13 protein-coding genes are annotated in these 14,050 nt (G+C 73.1%); 12 read left to right on the top strand and 1 reads right to left on the bottom strand.

Annotated features, from left to right (window positions below):
• The first annotated feature begins 6 nt into the window (after positions 1-6).
• From BLW14_RS28545 to BLW14_RS28520, 6 genes are read left to right on the top strand one after another with little or no spacing between them, the layout of a single operon-like run.
• Positions 7-1,038, top strand: a complete 1,032-nt coding sequence (locus tag BLW14_RS28545) for a 3-oxoacyl-ACP synthase III family protein (RefSeq protein ID WP_093710000.1) — start codon at positions 7-9, stop codon at positions 1,036-1,038.
• Between the two features lie 4 nt (positions 1,039-1,042).
• Entirely contained in the window at positions 1,043-2,908 is a 1,866-nt protein-coding gene (locus tag BLW14_RS28540) for an HAD-IIIC family phosphatase (protein WP_093709999.1), read from the top strand.
• A complete protein-coding gene (locus tag BLW14_RS28535) occupies positions 2,905-3,132 on the top strand; it encodes an acyl carrier protein (RefSeq protein ID WP_093709998.1) in 228 nt (75 codons plus the stop codon). The genes BLW14_RS28540 and BLW14_RS28535 overlap by 4 nt, the downstream gene beginning before the upstream one ends.
• The gene (locus tag BLW14_RS28530) at positions 3,129-3,899 is read left to right on the top strand and encodes a 2-oxo acid dehydrogenase subunit E2 (protein ID WP_093709997.1); all 771 of its coding nucleotides are present in this window, start codon (positions 3,129-3,131) and stop codon (positions 3,897-3,899) included. The genes BLW14_RS28535 and BLW14_RS28530 overlap by 4 nt, the downstream gene beginning before the upstream one ends.
• Positions 3,896-4,978, top strand: coding sequence for an alpha/beta fold hydrolase (locus BLW14_RS28525; protein WP_093709996.1), 1,083 nt, complete (start codon positions 3,896-3,898; stop codon positions 4,976-4,978). The genes BLW14_RS28530 and BLW14_RS28525 overlap by 4 nt, the downstream gene beginning before the upstream one ends.
• Positions 4,975-5,475, top strand: a complete 501-nt coding sequence (locus BLW14_RS28520; RefSeq protein ID WP_093709995.1) for a flavin reductase family protein — start codon at positions 4,975-4,977, stop codon at positions 5,473-5,475. The genes BLW14_RS28525 and BLW14_RS28520 overlap by 4 nt, the downstream gene beginning before the upstream one ends.
• Here BLW14_RS28520 and BLW14_RS28515 read toward each other — a convergent pair.
• Positions 5,465-6,169: a TetR/AcrR family transcriptional regulator gene (locus tag BLW14_RS28515; RefSeq protein WP_093709994.1), complete on the bottom strand. Its 705-nt coding sequence runs from the start codon at positions 6,167-6,169 to the stop codon at positions 5,465-5,467. The two genes, BLW14_RS28520 and BLW14_RS28515, sit on opposite strands and share 11 nt — an antisense overlap.
• Positions 6,170-6,248: 79 nt before the next feature.
• Here BLW14_RS28515 and BLW14_RS28510 point away from each other — a divergent pair, with 79 nt between their 5' ends.
• From BLW14_RS28510 to BLW14_RS28485, 6 genes are all read left to right on the top strand, one after another.
• Positions 6,249-7,721, top strand: coding sequence for a DHA2 family efflux MFS transporter permease subunit (locus BLW14_RS28510; RefSeq protein ID WP_093709993.1), 1,473 nt, complete (start codon positions 6,249-6,251; stop codon positions 7,719-7,721).
• A gap of 87 nt (positions 7,722-7,808) precedes the next feature.
• Positions 7,809-8,852 carry an LLM class flavin-dependent oxidoreductase gene (locus tag BLW14_RS28505; protein ID WP_093709992.1) on the top strand — a complete coding sequence of 348 codons (1,044 nt, stop codon included), beginning with the start codon at positions 7,809-7,811 and terminating at the stop codon, positions 8,850-8,852.
• A gap of 59 nt (positions 8,853-8,911) precedes the next feature.
• The gene (locus BLW14_RS28500; RefSeq protein ID WP_093709991.1) at positions 8,912-10,561 is read left to right on the top strand and encodes an ABC transporter substrate-binding protein; all 1,650 of its coding nucleotides are present in this window, start codon (positions 8,912-8,914) and stop codon (positions 10,559-10,561) included.
• Positions 10,558-11,523 carry an ABC transporter permease gene (locus tag BLW14_RS28495; RefSeq protein ID WP_018522883.1) on the top strand — a complete coding sequence of 322 codons (966 nt, stop codon included), beginning with the start codon at positions 10,558-10,560 and terminating at the stop codon, positions 11,521-11,523. The genes BLW14_RS28500 and BLW14_RS28495 overlap by 4 nt, the downstream gene beginning before the upstream one ends.
• A complete protein-coding gene (locus BLW14_RS28490) occupies positions 11,520-12,392 on the top strand; it encodes an ABC transporter permease (protein WP_093709990.1) in 873 nt (290 codons plus the stop codon). The genes BLW14_RS28495 and BLW14_RS28490 overlap by 4 nt, the downstream gene beginning before the upstream one ends.
• Entirely contained in the window at positions 12,389-14,017 is a 1,629-nt protein-coding gene (locus tag BLW14_RS28485; protein WP_093709989.1) for a dipeptide ABC transporter ATP-binding protein, read from the top strand. The genes BLW14_RS28490 and BLW14_RS28485 overlap by 4 nt, the downstream gene beginning before the upstream one ends.
• Positions 14,018-14,050: the final 33 nt, after the last annotated feature.

Below are 14,050 nucleotides of genomic sequence, written 5' to 3'. Positions count from 1 at the left end.
GCCCTCATGACGGGTCGGGACGTGTACATACGGTCGGCGGCCTCCGCGCTTCCCGGCCCGCCGCTGGACAACGCCACGCTGGCGGAGCGGTTCGGCATGGACGCGCTGTGGCAGCAGTGGGTGGATGTCTTCATCGGCACCGCCTCGCGCCACCTGGCGCTGGATCTGGACTCCGGGAAGCTCACCGCCTCGCTGGCGGACCTGGCCGAGGAGGCCGGGCGCGCGGCCCTGGACCGGGCCGGTCTGGCACCGGACGCCGTGGACGCGGTCGTGCTGGGCACGGCGACACCGGACCGGCTGATGCCGGCGACGGTCAACATCGTCGCGGACCGGCTGGGCATCGACGGTGTACGGAGCTATCAGCTCCAGTCGGGGTGCTCCGGCGCGGTCCAGGCGCTCGACCTCGCCCAGCAGCTGCTGCGCGCCGGGAGCGCCCGTACGGTGCTGGTGCTCGGCGGCGACGTGATCGCCAGGTTCTACGACCTGGACGCCGATCTGCGCACCACCGCCCCGGCCGAGCTGGTGAACTACGTCCTGTTCGGGGACGCGGCCGGCGCCGCCGTGCTGTCCACCGAGCCGGGCCCCGGGTCCGCCTCGGTGCGGGCGCTGTTCAGCCGGCTGGTGGGGCTCGGCCGGGAGCCGGGGGCGGTCCTGGAGTGGTTCGGCCCCGCCGACCGCGACAGCGACCGCCCGGCGGCGACCGAGGACTACAAGGCGATCGAGAAGTACGTACCGGTGATGGCCGGCGAGGTGCTGGACGAGCTGCTGGACGGCCTGGGCTGGGCGCGCGAGGACGTGGACCTGCTGCTGCCCCCGCAGCTGTCGGGCCGGATGACCCGGCTGATCACCGAGGGGCTCGGGCTGCCGGGCGCCGAGGCGGTCTCCTGCGTGGACGACGCCGGGAACTGCGGCAACGCCATCGTCTTCCTCCAGCTGGAGCGGGCGCTCGCGCGGCTGGCGGGCGGGCGGCGCGCGGTGGGCATCTCCATCGAGTCCAGCAAGTGGCTCAAGGCGGGCTTCGCCCTGGAAGGGAACTGACACCGTGACCGACGCGACCGCCGAGGAGCTGCGGGAGATCACGGCCGAGGACTATCCCGCCGTACGGGGGCTGGTGGCCGGGCTCTCCGGGGACGCGCTCGTCCGGGCGGGCCGGCTGCTGGCCCGGCTCGACCCGGACCGGGTGCTCGCCGCCCATCCCGCCGTACCCGCGCCGCTGATCGCGGTGACCGGCCACGGCACGCTGTCCGCGCTGGTGCCCGCGCTCACCGGCGAGCTGGCCCGGCACGGGCTGCTGGCACGGGTGCGGCTCTCCGACTTCGACAGCTGGGTCTTCGACCTCGCGGACCCCGGCAGCGCGCTGTACGCCGCCGGGCCCTCGCTCGTCCTGTGCGTGCTGGACGCTGACCTGGTGGCCGGTGAACTGCCGCTGCCCTGGCGGGTGGAGGACGTGGAACGCGTCCTGGCCGAGAAGACGGCGCTGGTCGAGCGGGCCGCCGAGGTCTTCGCGACGGCCGCCCGGGGCGCCACGCTCGTCCTCAACACCGTGCCGCTCCCCCGCTCACTCACCGCCCAGCTCGTGGACCTGGGGGCCCGTGCCCGGCTCGGCGCGGTGTGGCGGGAGGCCAACGCGCGGCTGCTGCGGCTGACGGAGACCCGGCCCGAGGTGGTCACCGTCGATCTGGACCCGCTGCTCGCCGAGGGGACGCCCGCCCGGGACGTACGGCAGAGCGTCTACGCCAAGGCGCACCTGTCGGACGCGCTGCTGGCCGGGTACGCCCGCGAGGTCGGCCATCTGGCGCGGCAGGCGGCGGGCGGTGCGAAGAAGGTGCTCGCCCTGGACCTGGACGACACGGTGTGGGGCGGGGTGCTCGGGGAGGCCGGTCCCGAGGGGATCGAGGTGGCGGGGAGCTATCGCGGGGAGGCGTTCCGACGCTTCCAGGCGGTGGCGAAGCAGCTGGGCTCGCAGGGCGTGCTGCTGGCTGCGGTCAGCAAGAACGACCGTGAGCCGGTGGTGAAGACCCTGCGCGAGCACCCCGAACTGACACTGCGCGAGGACGACTTCGTACAGGTGCGGGCCAACTGGCGGCCGAAGCACGAGAACCTGGCCGAGCTGGCCGCCGCTCTCAACCTCTCCACGGACAGCTTCGTGTTCGTGGACGACAGCGCCTTCGAGTGCGGTCTCGTGCGCCGCGAGCTGCCCGGTGTCGCGGTCCTCCAGGTGGGCGGGGAACCCGCGCTGCACGTCGAACGTCTCCTGGCCGACGGCTGGTTCGACGTACGGGCGCTGACCGCCGAGGACCGGGCCCGCCCGGCCCGTTACCGCGAGGAGCAGGCCCGGCAGGATTTCCTGCACACCTTCGACTCGCTCGACGGCTATCTGCGCGAGCTGGACATCTCCGTGACCCTCGCCCCCGTGGACGCGTCCCGGACCGACCGCATCTCGCAACTGACCCTGCGCACCAACCAGTTCAATCTCACCACCCGACGCCTCCAGCCGGCCGAGGTGAGGGCGCTGCGCGAGGACCCGGCGGCGCGGGTGCTGGCGATCGAGTCGGCGGACCGCTTCGGGGACAACGGCCTGGTCGGGGCTGTGCTGCTGCGGCGCGATGCCGGGGTGCTGCACGTCGAGAACTTCCTGCTGAGCTGCCGGGTCTTCTCGCGCGGTATCGAGCGGGCGGTGCTGGACGCGGTACTGGAGCACGCCTTCGACGAGGGCGCGGAGGAGGTGCGGGCCGGCTATGTGCGGACCGCCCGCAACGGCAAGGTGGCGGACTTCTACCCGCAGGCGGGCTTCGAGACGGTGCGCGCCGACGAAGCCTCGGCCGACTTCCGGCTCACGTCCCGGCCGACCGCCACCCCCGTGGACCACATCCGACTGACCGCGCGTTTCGAAAGGGACCTCCCGTGAAGACCGTCGATGACTTCGTCACGCTCCTGCGCGACGAACTCGCCCTGCCCGTCACCGCCGATGACCTGGGGCGTGGGCTGGACACCGTGGAGTCCTGGGACTCGGTACACCTGCTGGCGCTGTGCACGGTGCTGGAGCGGGAGACCGGCCGTTCGCTGCCGCTGGCCGACGTCCTGGAGGCGACCAGTCTGCGGGACGTGTACCTGCTGGCGGTGTCGCCGTGAGCGACGCCCCGGAGGCCGGTGCGCCGCTGCCCCGGCAGCGCCGGCACACGCTGTTCTTCCTGGAGGTGATCCGGGACTTCTCGCCGGTGTTCCTCGACACCGAGGTCGACATGAGCCGGGTACTCGCCCACCGGGCGTCCGCGCAGGAGAGCGGGGGCGTGCGGTACTCGACCACCTCGTACGTGCTGCGCGCGGCCGGCCGGGTCCTCGCGAAGCATCCGGACGCCAACGCGGCGGTGAGCGGAGGACCGCTCCGGCCCCGGATCGCGCACTACCCGTTCGTCAACGGGAAGGTCGCCCTGGACCGCGTCCTGGACGGCCGCCGGGTCGTCCTCGGCACCATCGTGCCCGACGTCCACGAGGCGGAACTGCCCGCCATCCAGGCACATCTGGCACGGATCAGGGACGGCGACCCGGAGAGGCTGCCCGAGTTCGAAGGGGTGCGGAAGCTGCACCGGGCGGGCTGGACCGAGGGCCGCAGGGCGTTCCGCAAGGCGGCGCACTCGCTCGCCCTGCGTCCCCACCTCAACGGCACGTTCGCGGTCACCTCGCTCGGCCACCGCGCGGTGGACTCCTTCCACTCGGTGGGCGGCACCACGACCACGTTCGGGGTGGGCAGGGTCCTGGACCGGCCCGTCGTGCGGGACGGGCGGATCGTGGTGGCACCGGTGCTGCGGCTCAGTCTCGCCTTCGACCACCGGGTCATCGACGGGGCCGAGGCGGCGGACGTACTGACCGAGGTCAAGGAGGCGCTGGAAAGCGTATGAACGACATCGCGGAACTGAAGAACTTCGTGGTCGCGCACACCCGTTCGCAGGGGCTGCCACCCGAGCACTACGACCCCCTGCTCGCGCGGATCTCCGACGACGGGGACGGCACACCGGGCTCCTGGGTGCACGAGTGGAGCGCCGAGGGCGCACGGCTGGAGGCCGAGGGGAAACCACTGGACGCCTGTGTGCACTACAACATGGCCCGCTTCCCGTTCGTGGACGGGGCCGCGCGGCAAGAGGCGCTGGAGCGGTGCACGGAGGCCTTCGACACCTGGCGGTCGGACTTCCCGGCGGTGCGACGACTGGACGTCGACCTCGCCGGAGGCCGTATCCGCTGCTGGACGGCGGGCTTCGACGCCTCGGACCCGAAGCCGCTCCTGGTGATGACCGGCGGGATCGTGTCCATCAAGGAGCAGTGGGCTCCGGTGCTGCTCCAGCTGGCGGCGCTGGGCTTCGCCGGGGTGGTCACCGAGATGCCCGGCGTCGGCGAGAACACCCTGTCGTACGGGGCGGACAGCTGGCAGATGTTCCCGGCGCTGCTCGACGCGGTCGGCGACCGGGCCGACACCTCGCGTACGTACGCGCTGGCGCTGAGCTTCAGCGGTCATCTGGCGCTCCGGGCGGCCCTGCACGACTCCCGCATCAGCGGGGTCGTCGGGGCGGGTGCGCCGCTGCGCGACTTCTTCACCGACACGGCGTGGCAGCGGACGGTGCCCCGGGTCACCACGGACACGCTCGCGCATCTGACCCGGACGAAGCCGGACGAGGTGTACGGGCTCATACGGGACTGGGCGCTGACGCCCGAAGAGCTGTCGGCGCTGCGGATTCCGGTGGCGCATGTGACGAGCCTGCGGGACGAGATCATCCCGCCGGGCGACGCCCGGCTGCTGCGGGAGCGGGTGCGCGGGGTGCGGCTGCTGGCCCACGACGACGTGCACGGCTCCCCGTCGCACTTCGCGCAGACGCGGTTGTGGACGCTGCTGTCGGTGCTGCGCATGCGCGGCGGTCACGGAGAACAACGGGTCGCGCTCACACGCGAGTTCGCACGGCTGCGGTACGGAGGGAAGCGGGGATGACCGGCACGAGAGCCCCTGAGGGCGGCACCCGATGTCTGCGCAACGTGCTCGGGCGGTTCGCGACGGGTGTGGTGGCCGTCGCCTCGCAGGACCCGGTGACCGGTGTGCGGTCGGGGCTGGCGGCGAACTCCTTCTGTTCGGTGTCCCTCGATCCGCCGCTGGTCTCGTTCTGTGTGGCGGAGACCAGCACCAGCTGGCCGCGCATCCGGGCCGGCGGGCTGCTGGGCATCAGCATCCTCGGTGTCGGGCACCGCGAGGCCGCGTCCCGGCTCGCGGTGACCGGCGGGGACAAGTTCCACGGGATGCCGTGGGGCCGGTCGCCGGACGGGGCACCGGTGCTCGAAGGCGCGCTGGCCTGGCTGGAGTGCTCCATCGAGGCGGAGCACCCGGCGGGCGACCACGTGATCGTGGTCGCCCGGGTGCACCGGTTGGACGCGGTCGAGGACGGCGACCCGCTGCTGTTCTTCCGGGGCTCGTACGGGCGGCTCAGCCGCTGACCGCGCCGGGAGCCCCCGGTGCCGCGGCGCCGGGGGCCTTCGCGTCCGTACCGAAGGCGCGCAGGAAGGTGTCGACACCCGCCGTGACGACCTCCGCGACCTCCGCCGGGTCGAGCGGCCGCGTCCCGAGCGCGCTCATCCCCGGCAGCTCGTCGTAGACCAGCGCGATGAACTGGTTGGCCGCCCTGACCGGGTCCTCGACCCGCAGGTGCCCGGCGTTGGCCAGCCGGGCGAGGCGGCCCGCGAGCGCCTCGGTGAACTGGTTGGGTCCGCTGGCCCGTACCGCGTCGAAGAGGTCCGGGAAGCGCACGGCCTCCGCGTACAGCAGCCGGCGCACGGCCTCGGACTGCTCGTCGCAGTAGCAGTCGACGAGCTTGGTGGCCAGGTCCTCCAGGCCGGGGCGGAGCTGGGCCGGGTCGGCGGGGAAGGCGGTGAGGACGTCGAGGGTCTTGGCGTTGGACCGGGCGGCGGTCTCCGTCATGACGTACCGGAAGAGCTTCTCCTTCGAGCCCAGGTGGTTGTAGATCGTCGGCTTCGACACCCCGGCCTCGGCGGCGATCACGTCCAGGCTCGCCTGGGCGTAGCCGACCTGCGCGAAGACCCGCAGGGCCGCCTCCACGATCGCCCGTCGCTTGTCGAGGCGCCCCCGTTCCGCGGGGCGCCCGGCCGTCTCTTCGTTCTCGCCAACGCTCATGCACCCATGCTACCGTGCCAGCCACCTGTTTTAACTACCCAGTTAAATTTTCTGGGTAGAGTGGTTCAAAGGAGTTGCCGTGTCTGAAACAAAGCCGGCGGAGAGCGGGCCTGCCCGGCTCGATGCCGCACTGCTCACACTCGTCGGCGTCATGGTGCTCGGCGGGATGATGTCGTACCTGGACGCGACGATCGTCAACGTCGGGATCAGCACGCTGGGCGGCGAGTTCCACGCGACGCTGGCCACCATCGAGTGGGTCACCACCGGCTATCTGCTCGCGGTCGCCCTGGCGATCCCGCTGGCCGGCTGGGCCGTGGTCCGCTACGGCGCCAAGCGCATGTGGCTGCTCGGTCTGTCGGTGTTCCTGATCGGCTCGACGCTCTGCGCCTTCGCCTGGAACGCCGAAAGCCTGATCGCCTTCCGCATCGTCCAGGGCTTCGGCGGCGGCATGGTCGACCCGATCATGATGACCGTCGTCGCGGGCGCCGCCGGACCCGCCAGGATCGGCCGGGTCATGGGCCTGGTCTCCGTCCCGATCACGCTCGGCCCGGTGGTCGGCCCCATCATCGGCGGACTGCTGCTGGACAACTTCTCCTGGGAGTGGATGTTCCTGGTCAACATCCCGTTCGCGCTGGCCGCGATCGTGCTGGCGGTCCGGGTGCTGCCGGCCGACCCGCCGCCGAGCGGCGACCCCGTGCCGTTCGACGCGCTGGGCGTGGCGCTGCTCTCCCCCGGTTTCGCCGCGATCGTGTTCGCGCTGTCCCAGGCGGGCGGCGACGGCTTCGGCAGCACGAAGGTGATCGTCGGGCTCGCGGTGGGCGTCGCCCTGTTCGTCGCGTACACCGTGCACGCGCTGCGCACCTCGGTCACACCGCTGCTGGACCTGCGGCTGTTCGGCAGCAAGGGGTTCAGTGCCAGCGTGACCACCATGTTCCTGCTCGGCGGCGGTCTGTTCTCGCTGCTCTTCCTGCTGCCGTTGTACTACCAGCAGGTCCACGGCCACTCGGTGCTGGAGTCCGGGCTGCTGCTCGCCCCGCTGGGCCTCGGCACCCTGATCGGGATGCCGATCGCGGGCAACCTCGCCGACAAGGTGGGTGCCCGCAGGCTGGTCCCGACCGGCGCTCTGCTGATCGGCGTCGGCGCCCTGGTCTTCACCGGATCGGGCTCCGGCACCTCCCAGTTCGCCCTGACCGCCGCGCAGTTCGCCGCCGGCTTCGGCATGGGCCTGGTCGGTGCGCCCACCATGGGGTCGGTCTACAAGACGGTGCCGGGCGAGTCGGTCGCCGGGGCCACCGGCGCGGTCTTCATCCTCAACCAGATCGGCGCCTCGCTCGGCATCGCCGTCGTCGCCCTGATCCTCCAGGGCGGCGGCTCCCACGCCGCCCCCACCGCCGCCTCCTTCTCCAACGCCTTCTGGTGGCCGGTCGCCGCGGCCGTCGTGGTCTTCGCCGCGGGCCTCCTGCTGCCCGGGAAGCCCAAGCCCGAACCGGCCGCCGCCGACGCGCCCGAGAAGACGCCCGCCGAGGCGGAGCCGGTCACCGACCACGCCTGAGACCGGCCCCGCTCCTCCCCTCACCCGTACGTCCGCCCCGCGCCGCCGGGCCACCCGCCCGGCGGCGCGCCCCTTCCGGAGGTCTCCATGAGCCGTCCCACCGGCATTCCCCTGTCCGTGCTCGACGTGGTGCCCGTCTTCGAGGGCGGCTCCGCGACCCAGGCCCTGCGCGACACCGTCGCCCTGGCCCCGCGCGTCGAGGAGCTCGGCTACCTGCGCTACTGGGTGGCCGAGCACCACAGCACCCCCAGCCTCGCCACCTCCGCGCCCGGCATCCTCGCCGGACGCCTGGCCGCCGCCACGACCACCCTGCGCGTCGGCTCCGGCGGTGTCCTGCTGCCCAACCACGCGCCCCTGGTGGTCGCCGAGCAGTTCGGCACCCTGGAGGCGCTGCACCCGGGCCGCGTCGACCTCGGGCTCGGCCGGGCGCCCGGCACCGACCCGCACACCGCCCGCGCCCTGCGCCGCGCCCCGGAGCGCGGCGCCGACGACTTCGCCGAGCAAGTGGCCGAGCTGAACGGCTACTTCGCGCCCGGGGACCCCGCCTCGCCCATCACCGCCGTGCCCGCCGCCGACGGCCGGCCGGAGCTGTGGCTGCTCGGGTCCAGCCCGGCCAGCGCCGAACTCGCCGCCTCGCTGGGGCTTCCGTACGCCTTCGCCCACCAGATCAACCCGCACGCGACCACGTACGCCCTGGACCGCTACCGGCAGTCCTTCCGGCCCTCCGCATACCTGGACCGGCCGCGCACCCTCATCTCCGCGCTGGTCACCGTCGCCGACACCGACCGGACCGCGCGCGAGGTCGCGGCGCCCTACCTGCTCGGCAAGATAAAGATGCGGACGGTACGCCGATTCGACGCGTTCCCCTCGGCGCGGAGCGCGGCCGGGTACACCTACGCCGAGCCGGAGCTGCAGTTCCTGGAGGAGCTGGCCGAGCGTCAGCTGATCGGCGCTCCGGACACCGTGCGCGACAAGCTGGCGGAGCTGGTGGCGCGCACCGGGGCCGACGAGCTGATGGCGCTGACCGTGGTACCGGACCAGGCGGACCGGCTGCGCTCGTTCGAGCTGCTGGCGCACGCGGCCCAGGAAGTGCGGCCCGGCTCCGCGGAGGGCGTTTCAGCCCGGCTTTAGACGGTCTGGCGACAGTACGTCCGGCCCCCCTCACCCCGTTTCACGTTCCGGAGTCCCCTATGCACCCGCCCCACCCGCGCCGTACTCCCCGCAGAACCGCTCTGCTCTCCGTCCTGCTCCTCGCCGCCGTCAGCGCGTGCAGCTCCGACGACGGGGTCGCACCGGCCGCGCAGGCGAAGCCCCGCAGCGGCGGCAGCCTCACCTACGCGGCGCAGCAGGAGCCGGACTGCTGGGACCCGCACACCAGCGCGCAGGACGTGACCGCCTTCGTCCAGCGTCCGGTCTTCGACTCGCTCGTCTACCAGACCCCGGACGGGGAGCTGGAACCGTGGCTGGCGAAGTCGTGGAAGACCTCCGAGGGGGGCCGGACGTACACCTTCGAGCTGCGCGACGACGTCACCTTCCACGACGGCAAGCACCTCGACGCGGCGGCGGTGAAGGCCAACTTCGACCACATCACCGCCAAGGCGACCCAGTCGCAGTACGCGGCCGGGCTGCTCGGCCCGTACAAGGGCACCGCCGTGAAGGGGAAGTACGAGGTCGAGGTCCGCTTCAGCCGCCCGTACGCCCCCTTCCTCCAGGCGGCCAGCACCACCTACCTGGGCATGGCCTCGCCCGCCTCCCTGAAGGCGGGCGCCGACAAGCTCTGCGCGGGCACCGATTCCGTCGGCTCCGGGCCGTTCAAGGCCGGCGCCTACACCCGGGGCCAGAAGCGCGGCTACACCCGGAACGCCGCCTACGCGTGGGCACCGAAGGACGCCGGACACAGCGGGCCCGCCCGGCTGGACGGCTTCACCATCCGCTTCCTCACCGAGGACGCCACGCGGGTCGGCGCGCTGACGTCCGGTCAGGTCGACGCGGCGGCCGCGCTGCCGGCCAACCAGATCGCGGCCGTACGCCGCAACACCCGGCTGGACGTCGTCACGAAGGACGTGCCGGGCGCGGTCGACACGTTCTATCTGAACACCAAGAGCCCGCTGTTCACGGACGAGCGTGTACGCAAGGCGTTCCAGCGGTCCGTTGATCTGGACGCCCTGGTGAAGTCGGTGTTCCAGGGCACCGGCACCCGCGCCTGGAGCACCCTGTCACCCGCCACCCCGCACAGCTACGACTCCGCGCTGGAGAGGAGCTGGCCCTCCGACCGGGCGCTCGCCGGCCGGCTCCTGGACCAGGCCGGCTGGAAGGGCCGCGACGCGGAGGGCTACCGCACGAAGAACGGGAAGCGGCTGACGGTGGTCGCGCCGGTCTACGGCAAGGCGTCGGTCTTCTCGCAGGCCGTGCAGGGCGACCTGAAGAAGGCGGGCATCCATCTCAAGCTCGCCGCCTCCACCGACGCGACCGCGGTCTCCGCCCAGCTGGACGAGGGGCGCTACGACGTCGTCGAGACGTCCTGGGCGCGCGGCGACGGCGACATCCTCAGCAGCTTCTTCCTCTCCACCGAGTCGTCCGAGGGCGGCGGGCACAACTTCGCGAAGGTCACCGACCCGCAGGTCGACGCCTGGCTGAAGAAGGCACAGGCCGCTACCTCGCCGGACAAGCGCGCCGCGTACTACGCGCAGGTGCAGAAGTGGACGATCGACCATGCGGCGGTGGTCCCCGCCTACGTCCAGAAGGCGTCCGTCGGGGTGAACAAGAAGGTGCACGGGCTGCGGCTGTCCCTGTCGGCGTGGCCGGAGTTCTACGCCGCCTGGGTCGAGGCCGGCCGATGACACCACCGCACATATCCGCCGCGGTCCGGGCCGTCACGGCCCGGGCCGGGGCGGCCGTCCTCGTTGTCTGGGGGGCCGCCACCTGCGCCTTCCTGGCACTCCACCTGATCCCCGGCGATCCGGTCAGCGCGATCGTCGGGTCCAACGCCCTGGTCGGCGCTGAGCAGCGCGAGGAGATCCGCCACCACTACGGCCTGGACCGGTCGCCGCTCGTCCAGTACGGCGCGTACCTCAAGCAGCTGGCCACCGGTGAGCTGGGCGACTCCTACCAGTTGCAGCAGCCGGTCTCCTCGCTGCTGGCGGACCAGATCGGGCCGACCGCGCAGCTCGCGCTCTGGTCCTCGCTGGTCGCGGTGGTGCTGGCCGCGACCGTGACCGTGCTGACGTCGGGGCGTTCCCGGTGGCCGCGCCGGGTGTCGTCGGCGGTGGAGCTGCTGGTGGTGTCCACGCCCTCGTTCTGGCTCGGGATCATGTTGCTCACGGTGTTCTCGTTCCGGCTGGGCTGGCTGCCGGTCTCCGACAGCGGCGACGCCCGCTCGCTGGTCCTGCCGGTGATCACACTGGCGCTGCCGATCGCGGCGGTACTCACCCAGGTGATGCGGGAGGGGCTGCTCGGGGCGCTGGAGCAGCCGTTCAGCCTGACCGCGCGCTCGCGGGGGCTCGCCGAGCACACCGTGCGCTCGCGCCACGCGCTGCGCCACGCCGCACTGCCGGCGCTCACCCTGACCGGCTGGTTCACCGGGACGCTGCTGGGCGGCGCGGTGGTGGTGGAGAACGTCTTCGCCCGCTCGGGCATCGGCCGGATCACCCTCCAGGCGGTCAGCGACCGCGACCTGCCGGTGGTGCAGGGCGTGGTGGCGCTGTCGGCGGTGGTGTTCGTGCTGGTGGGGGCGGTGGTGGAGCTGCTGTACGTGGTCGTGGATCCCCGGCTGCGCAAGGGTACGGGGGTGGCCGCCGCATGAGCGTCGAACAGGCCGTACGGGCCGGGGCACCGATCGCGGCGGTCCGCAGAGCCCGGCGCGGCCGGGTGCGGCCAGGGGTGCTGGCCGCCGCGGTGCTGCTGGGGCTGATCCTGCTCGCCGCGCTCGCCCCCTCGCTCCTCGCCCACGGCAGCCCGACCGACACGGACCCGGTGCACGCGCTCCAGGCGCCGGGCGGGGCGCATTGGTTCGGTACGGATCAGCTGGGTCGGGACGTCTTCGCCCGGGTGGTACACGGCACCCGCTACTCGCTGGCCATCGGGGCGGCGGCGACGGGTGCCGGGGTCGGGCTCGCCGTGGTGTGGGGGCTCGCCGCCGCGCTGTCCGGCCGGTTCGGTGACGCGGTGCTGATGCGTGCCGCCGACGCGCTGCTGGCGCTGCCGGGGCTGCTGCTGGCCCTGATGGTGGTCCTCATCGCCGGTAAGGGGGTGCTGGGCACCACGATCGCCGTCGCGGTGGGGACGGCACCCGGGTTCGCCCGGGTGGTGCGGGCGCAGGCTCTGGTGGTGCGGCGGTCCGGGTACGTCGAGTCGGCGGTGGCGCTGGGGGTGCCGCGTCCGCTGATCGTGCTGCGCCATGTGCTGCCGAACACGCTCGGGCCGCTGCTGGTGCTGGCCACGGTCACGCTCGGGGCGTCCATCTCGACGGGGGCGGCGCTGAGTTATCTGGGTCTGGGCGCGCAGCCGCCGACGCCGGAGTGGGGGGCGATGCTCACGGAGGGCCAGGGGTTCCTGGAGCAGGCGTGGTGGATCGCGCTCTTCCCGGGGCTCCTGCTGGTCTCCACGGTCCTCGCGGTCACCGTCGTGGGCCGCCACGCACAGGCACGAGCCGAAGGACGGGCCGCCTCATGACGACCGCATCGACCACGAAGCCCCTGTTCGAGGTCGCCGGCCTGAACGTGCGCTTCGGCACCGGACCCGGCGAGGTGCACGCGGTGCGGGACGCCGCGTTCTCGCTCGACGCCGGCCGGTGCCTGGCGATCGTCGGCGAGTCGGGCTCCGGGAAGAGCGCGCTCGCCCGCTCCCTGCTCGGCCTCGCGGGCCCGACCGCCCGGGTCACCGCGGACCGGCTGCGCGTCGCAGGCCACGAGGCCCGGGAGTTCGGCCCCCGCGAGTGGCGTGCGGTACGGGGCCGGCGCGTCGGCCTCGTCGCCCAGGACGCGCTGGTGGCCCTGGACCCGCTGCGGCCCGTCGGCAAGGAGATCGCGGAGCCGCTGCTGACCCACCGCGTCGTCCCGCGCAGGGAGGCCGGGGCGCGCGTCCTCGCCCTGCTGGAGCGGGTCGGGGTGCCGGAACCGGCGGAACGCGCGCGGGCGTACGTCCACCAGCTGTCCGGCGGGCTGCGACAGCGGGCGCTCATCGCCTCCGCGATCGCCGCCGAGCCCGGTGTCCTGATCGCGGACGAGCCGACGACCGCCCTCGACGCCTCCGTCCAGTCACGCGTCCTGGCGCTCCTGGGCGAGCTGAAGGAGAGCGGCACCGGGCTGCTCCTCATCAGCCACGACCTGGCGGTCGTCGAGGCGCTGGCGGACGAGGTCGCCGTGATGAAGGACGGCCGGATCGTGGAGTCCGGCCCGGTCGGCCGGGTGCTGGAGGCGCCGGAACACCCTTACACCAAGAGCTTGTTGGCGGCCATTCCCGGCAGCGGTCCGCGCCGGGAGCGAACCGTGGTGGCACCGGGCGACGGCAGCGCTCCGCTGCTGGACGTCTCCGGGGTCACCAAGGTGTTCAAGGGGGCTCGGGGCAGCCGCAGGACGGCGGTCGACGAGGTGTCGTTCGCGTTGCGGCCGGGCGAGGCGCTGGGGCTGGTCGGCGAGTCCGGTTCGGGCAAGTCGACGCTGGCCCGCATGGTGCTGGGGCTGGCCGCGCCCGACGGGGGCACGGTGGAGCTGGGCGGGGCGCCGTGGAGCGGCCTGCGCGAGCGGGACCGCCGGGAGCGGCGGCACACCGTGCAGCTCGTGCCGCAGGACCCGCTCAGCGCCTTCGACCCGCGCTGGAGCGTCGCCAGGATCGTGGGCGAGGCCCTGGCCACCGCCGGGGTGGCACGCGCGGAACGCCGGGAGCGCACCGTACGACTGCTGAAGCAAGTGGGGCTTTCCGTAGAGCACTTGGAGCGCCGGCCGCTCGCGCTGTCCGGCGGTCAGCGTCAGCGGGTCGCCGTCGCGAGGGCCCTGGCACCCTCGCCCCGGCTGCTGGTGTGCGACGAGCCGGTATCGGCCCTCGACGTGTCCGTGCAGGCCCAAGTGCTCGACCTGCTGCGGTCGTTGCAGGAGGAGCTCGGGCTGGCGACGCTCTTCATCTCGCACGATCTCGCGGTCGTGCGAGAGGTGTGCGCGCGGGTGCTGGTGATGAAGGACGGCCGGATCGTGGAGTCCGGTCCGGTGGAGCGGGTCTTCGCCGAGCCGGCGCATCCGTACACGCGCGCCCTGCTGGAGGCGGTGCCGCGACGGGCGCGTGCCGCCGTAGAGCGGCTTTAGAACCGGCCAACACGTGACTGCGAGCCTCGACGG

Source organism: Streptomyces sp. 2131.1, from assembly GCF_900105515.1.
GTDB classification, from domain to species: domain Bacteria; phylum Actinomycetota; class Actinomycetes; order Streptomycetales; family Streptomycetaceae; genus Streptomyces; species Streptomyces drozdowiczii.
The sequence above is the reverse complement of the archived record's forward strand: the minus strand, read 5'-3'. Positions and strand labels throughout refer to the sequence as shown.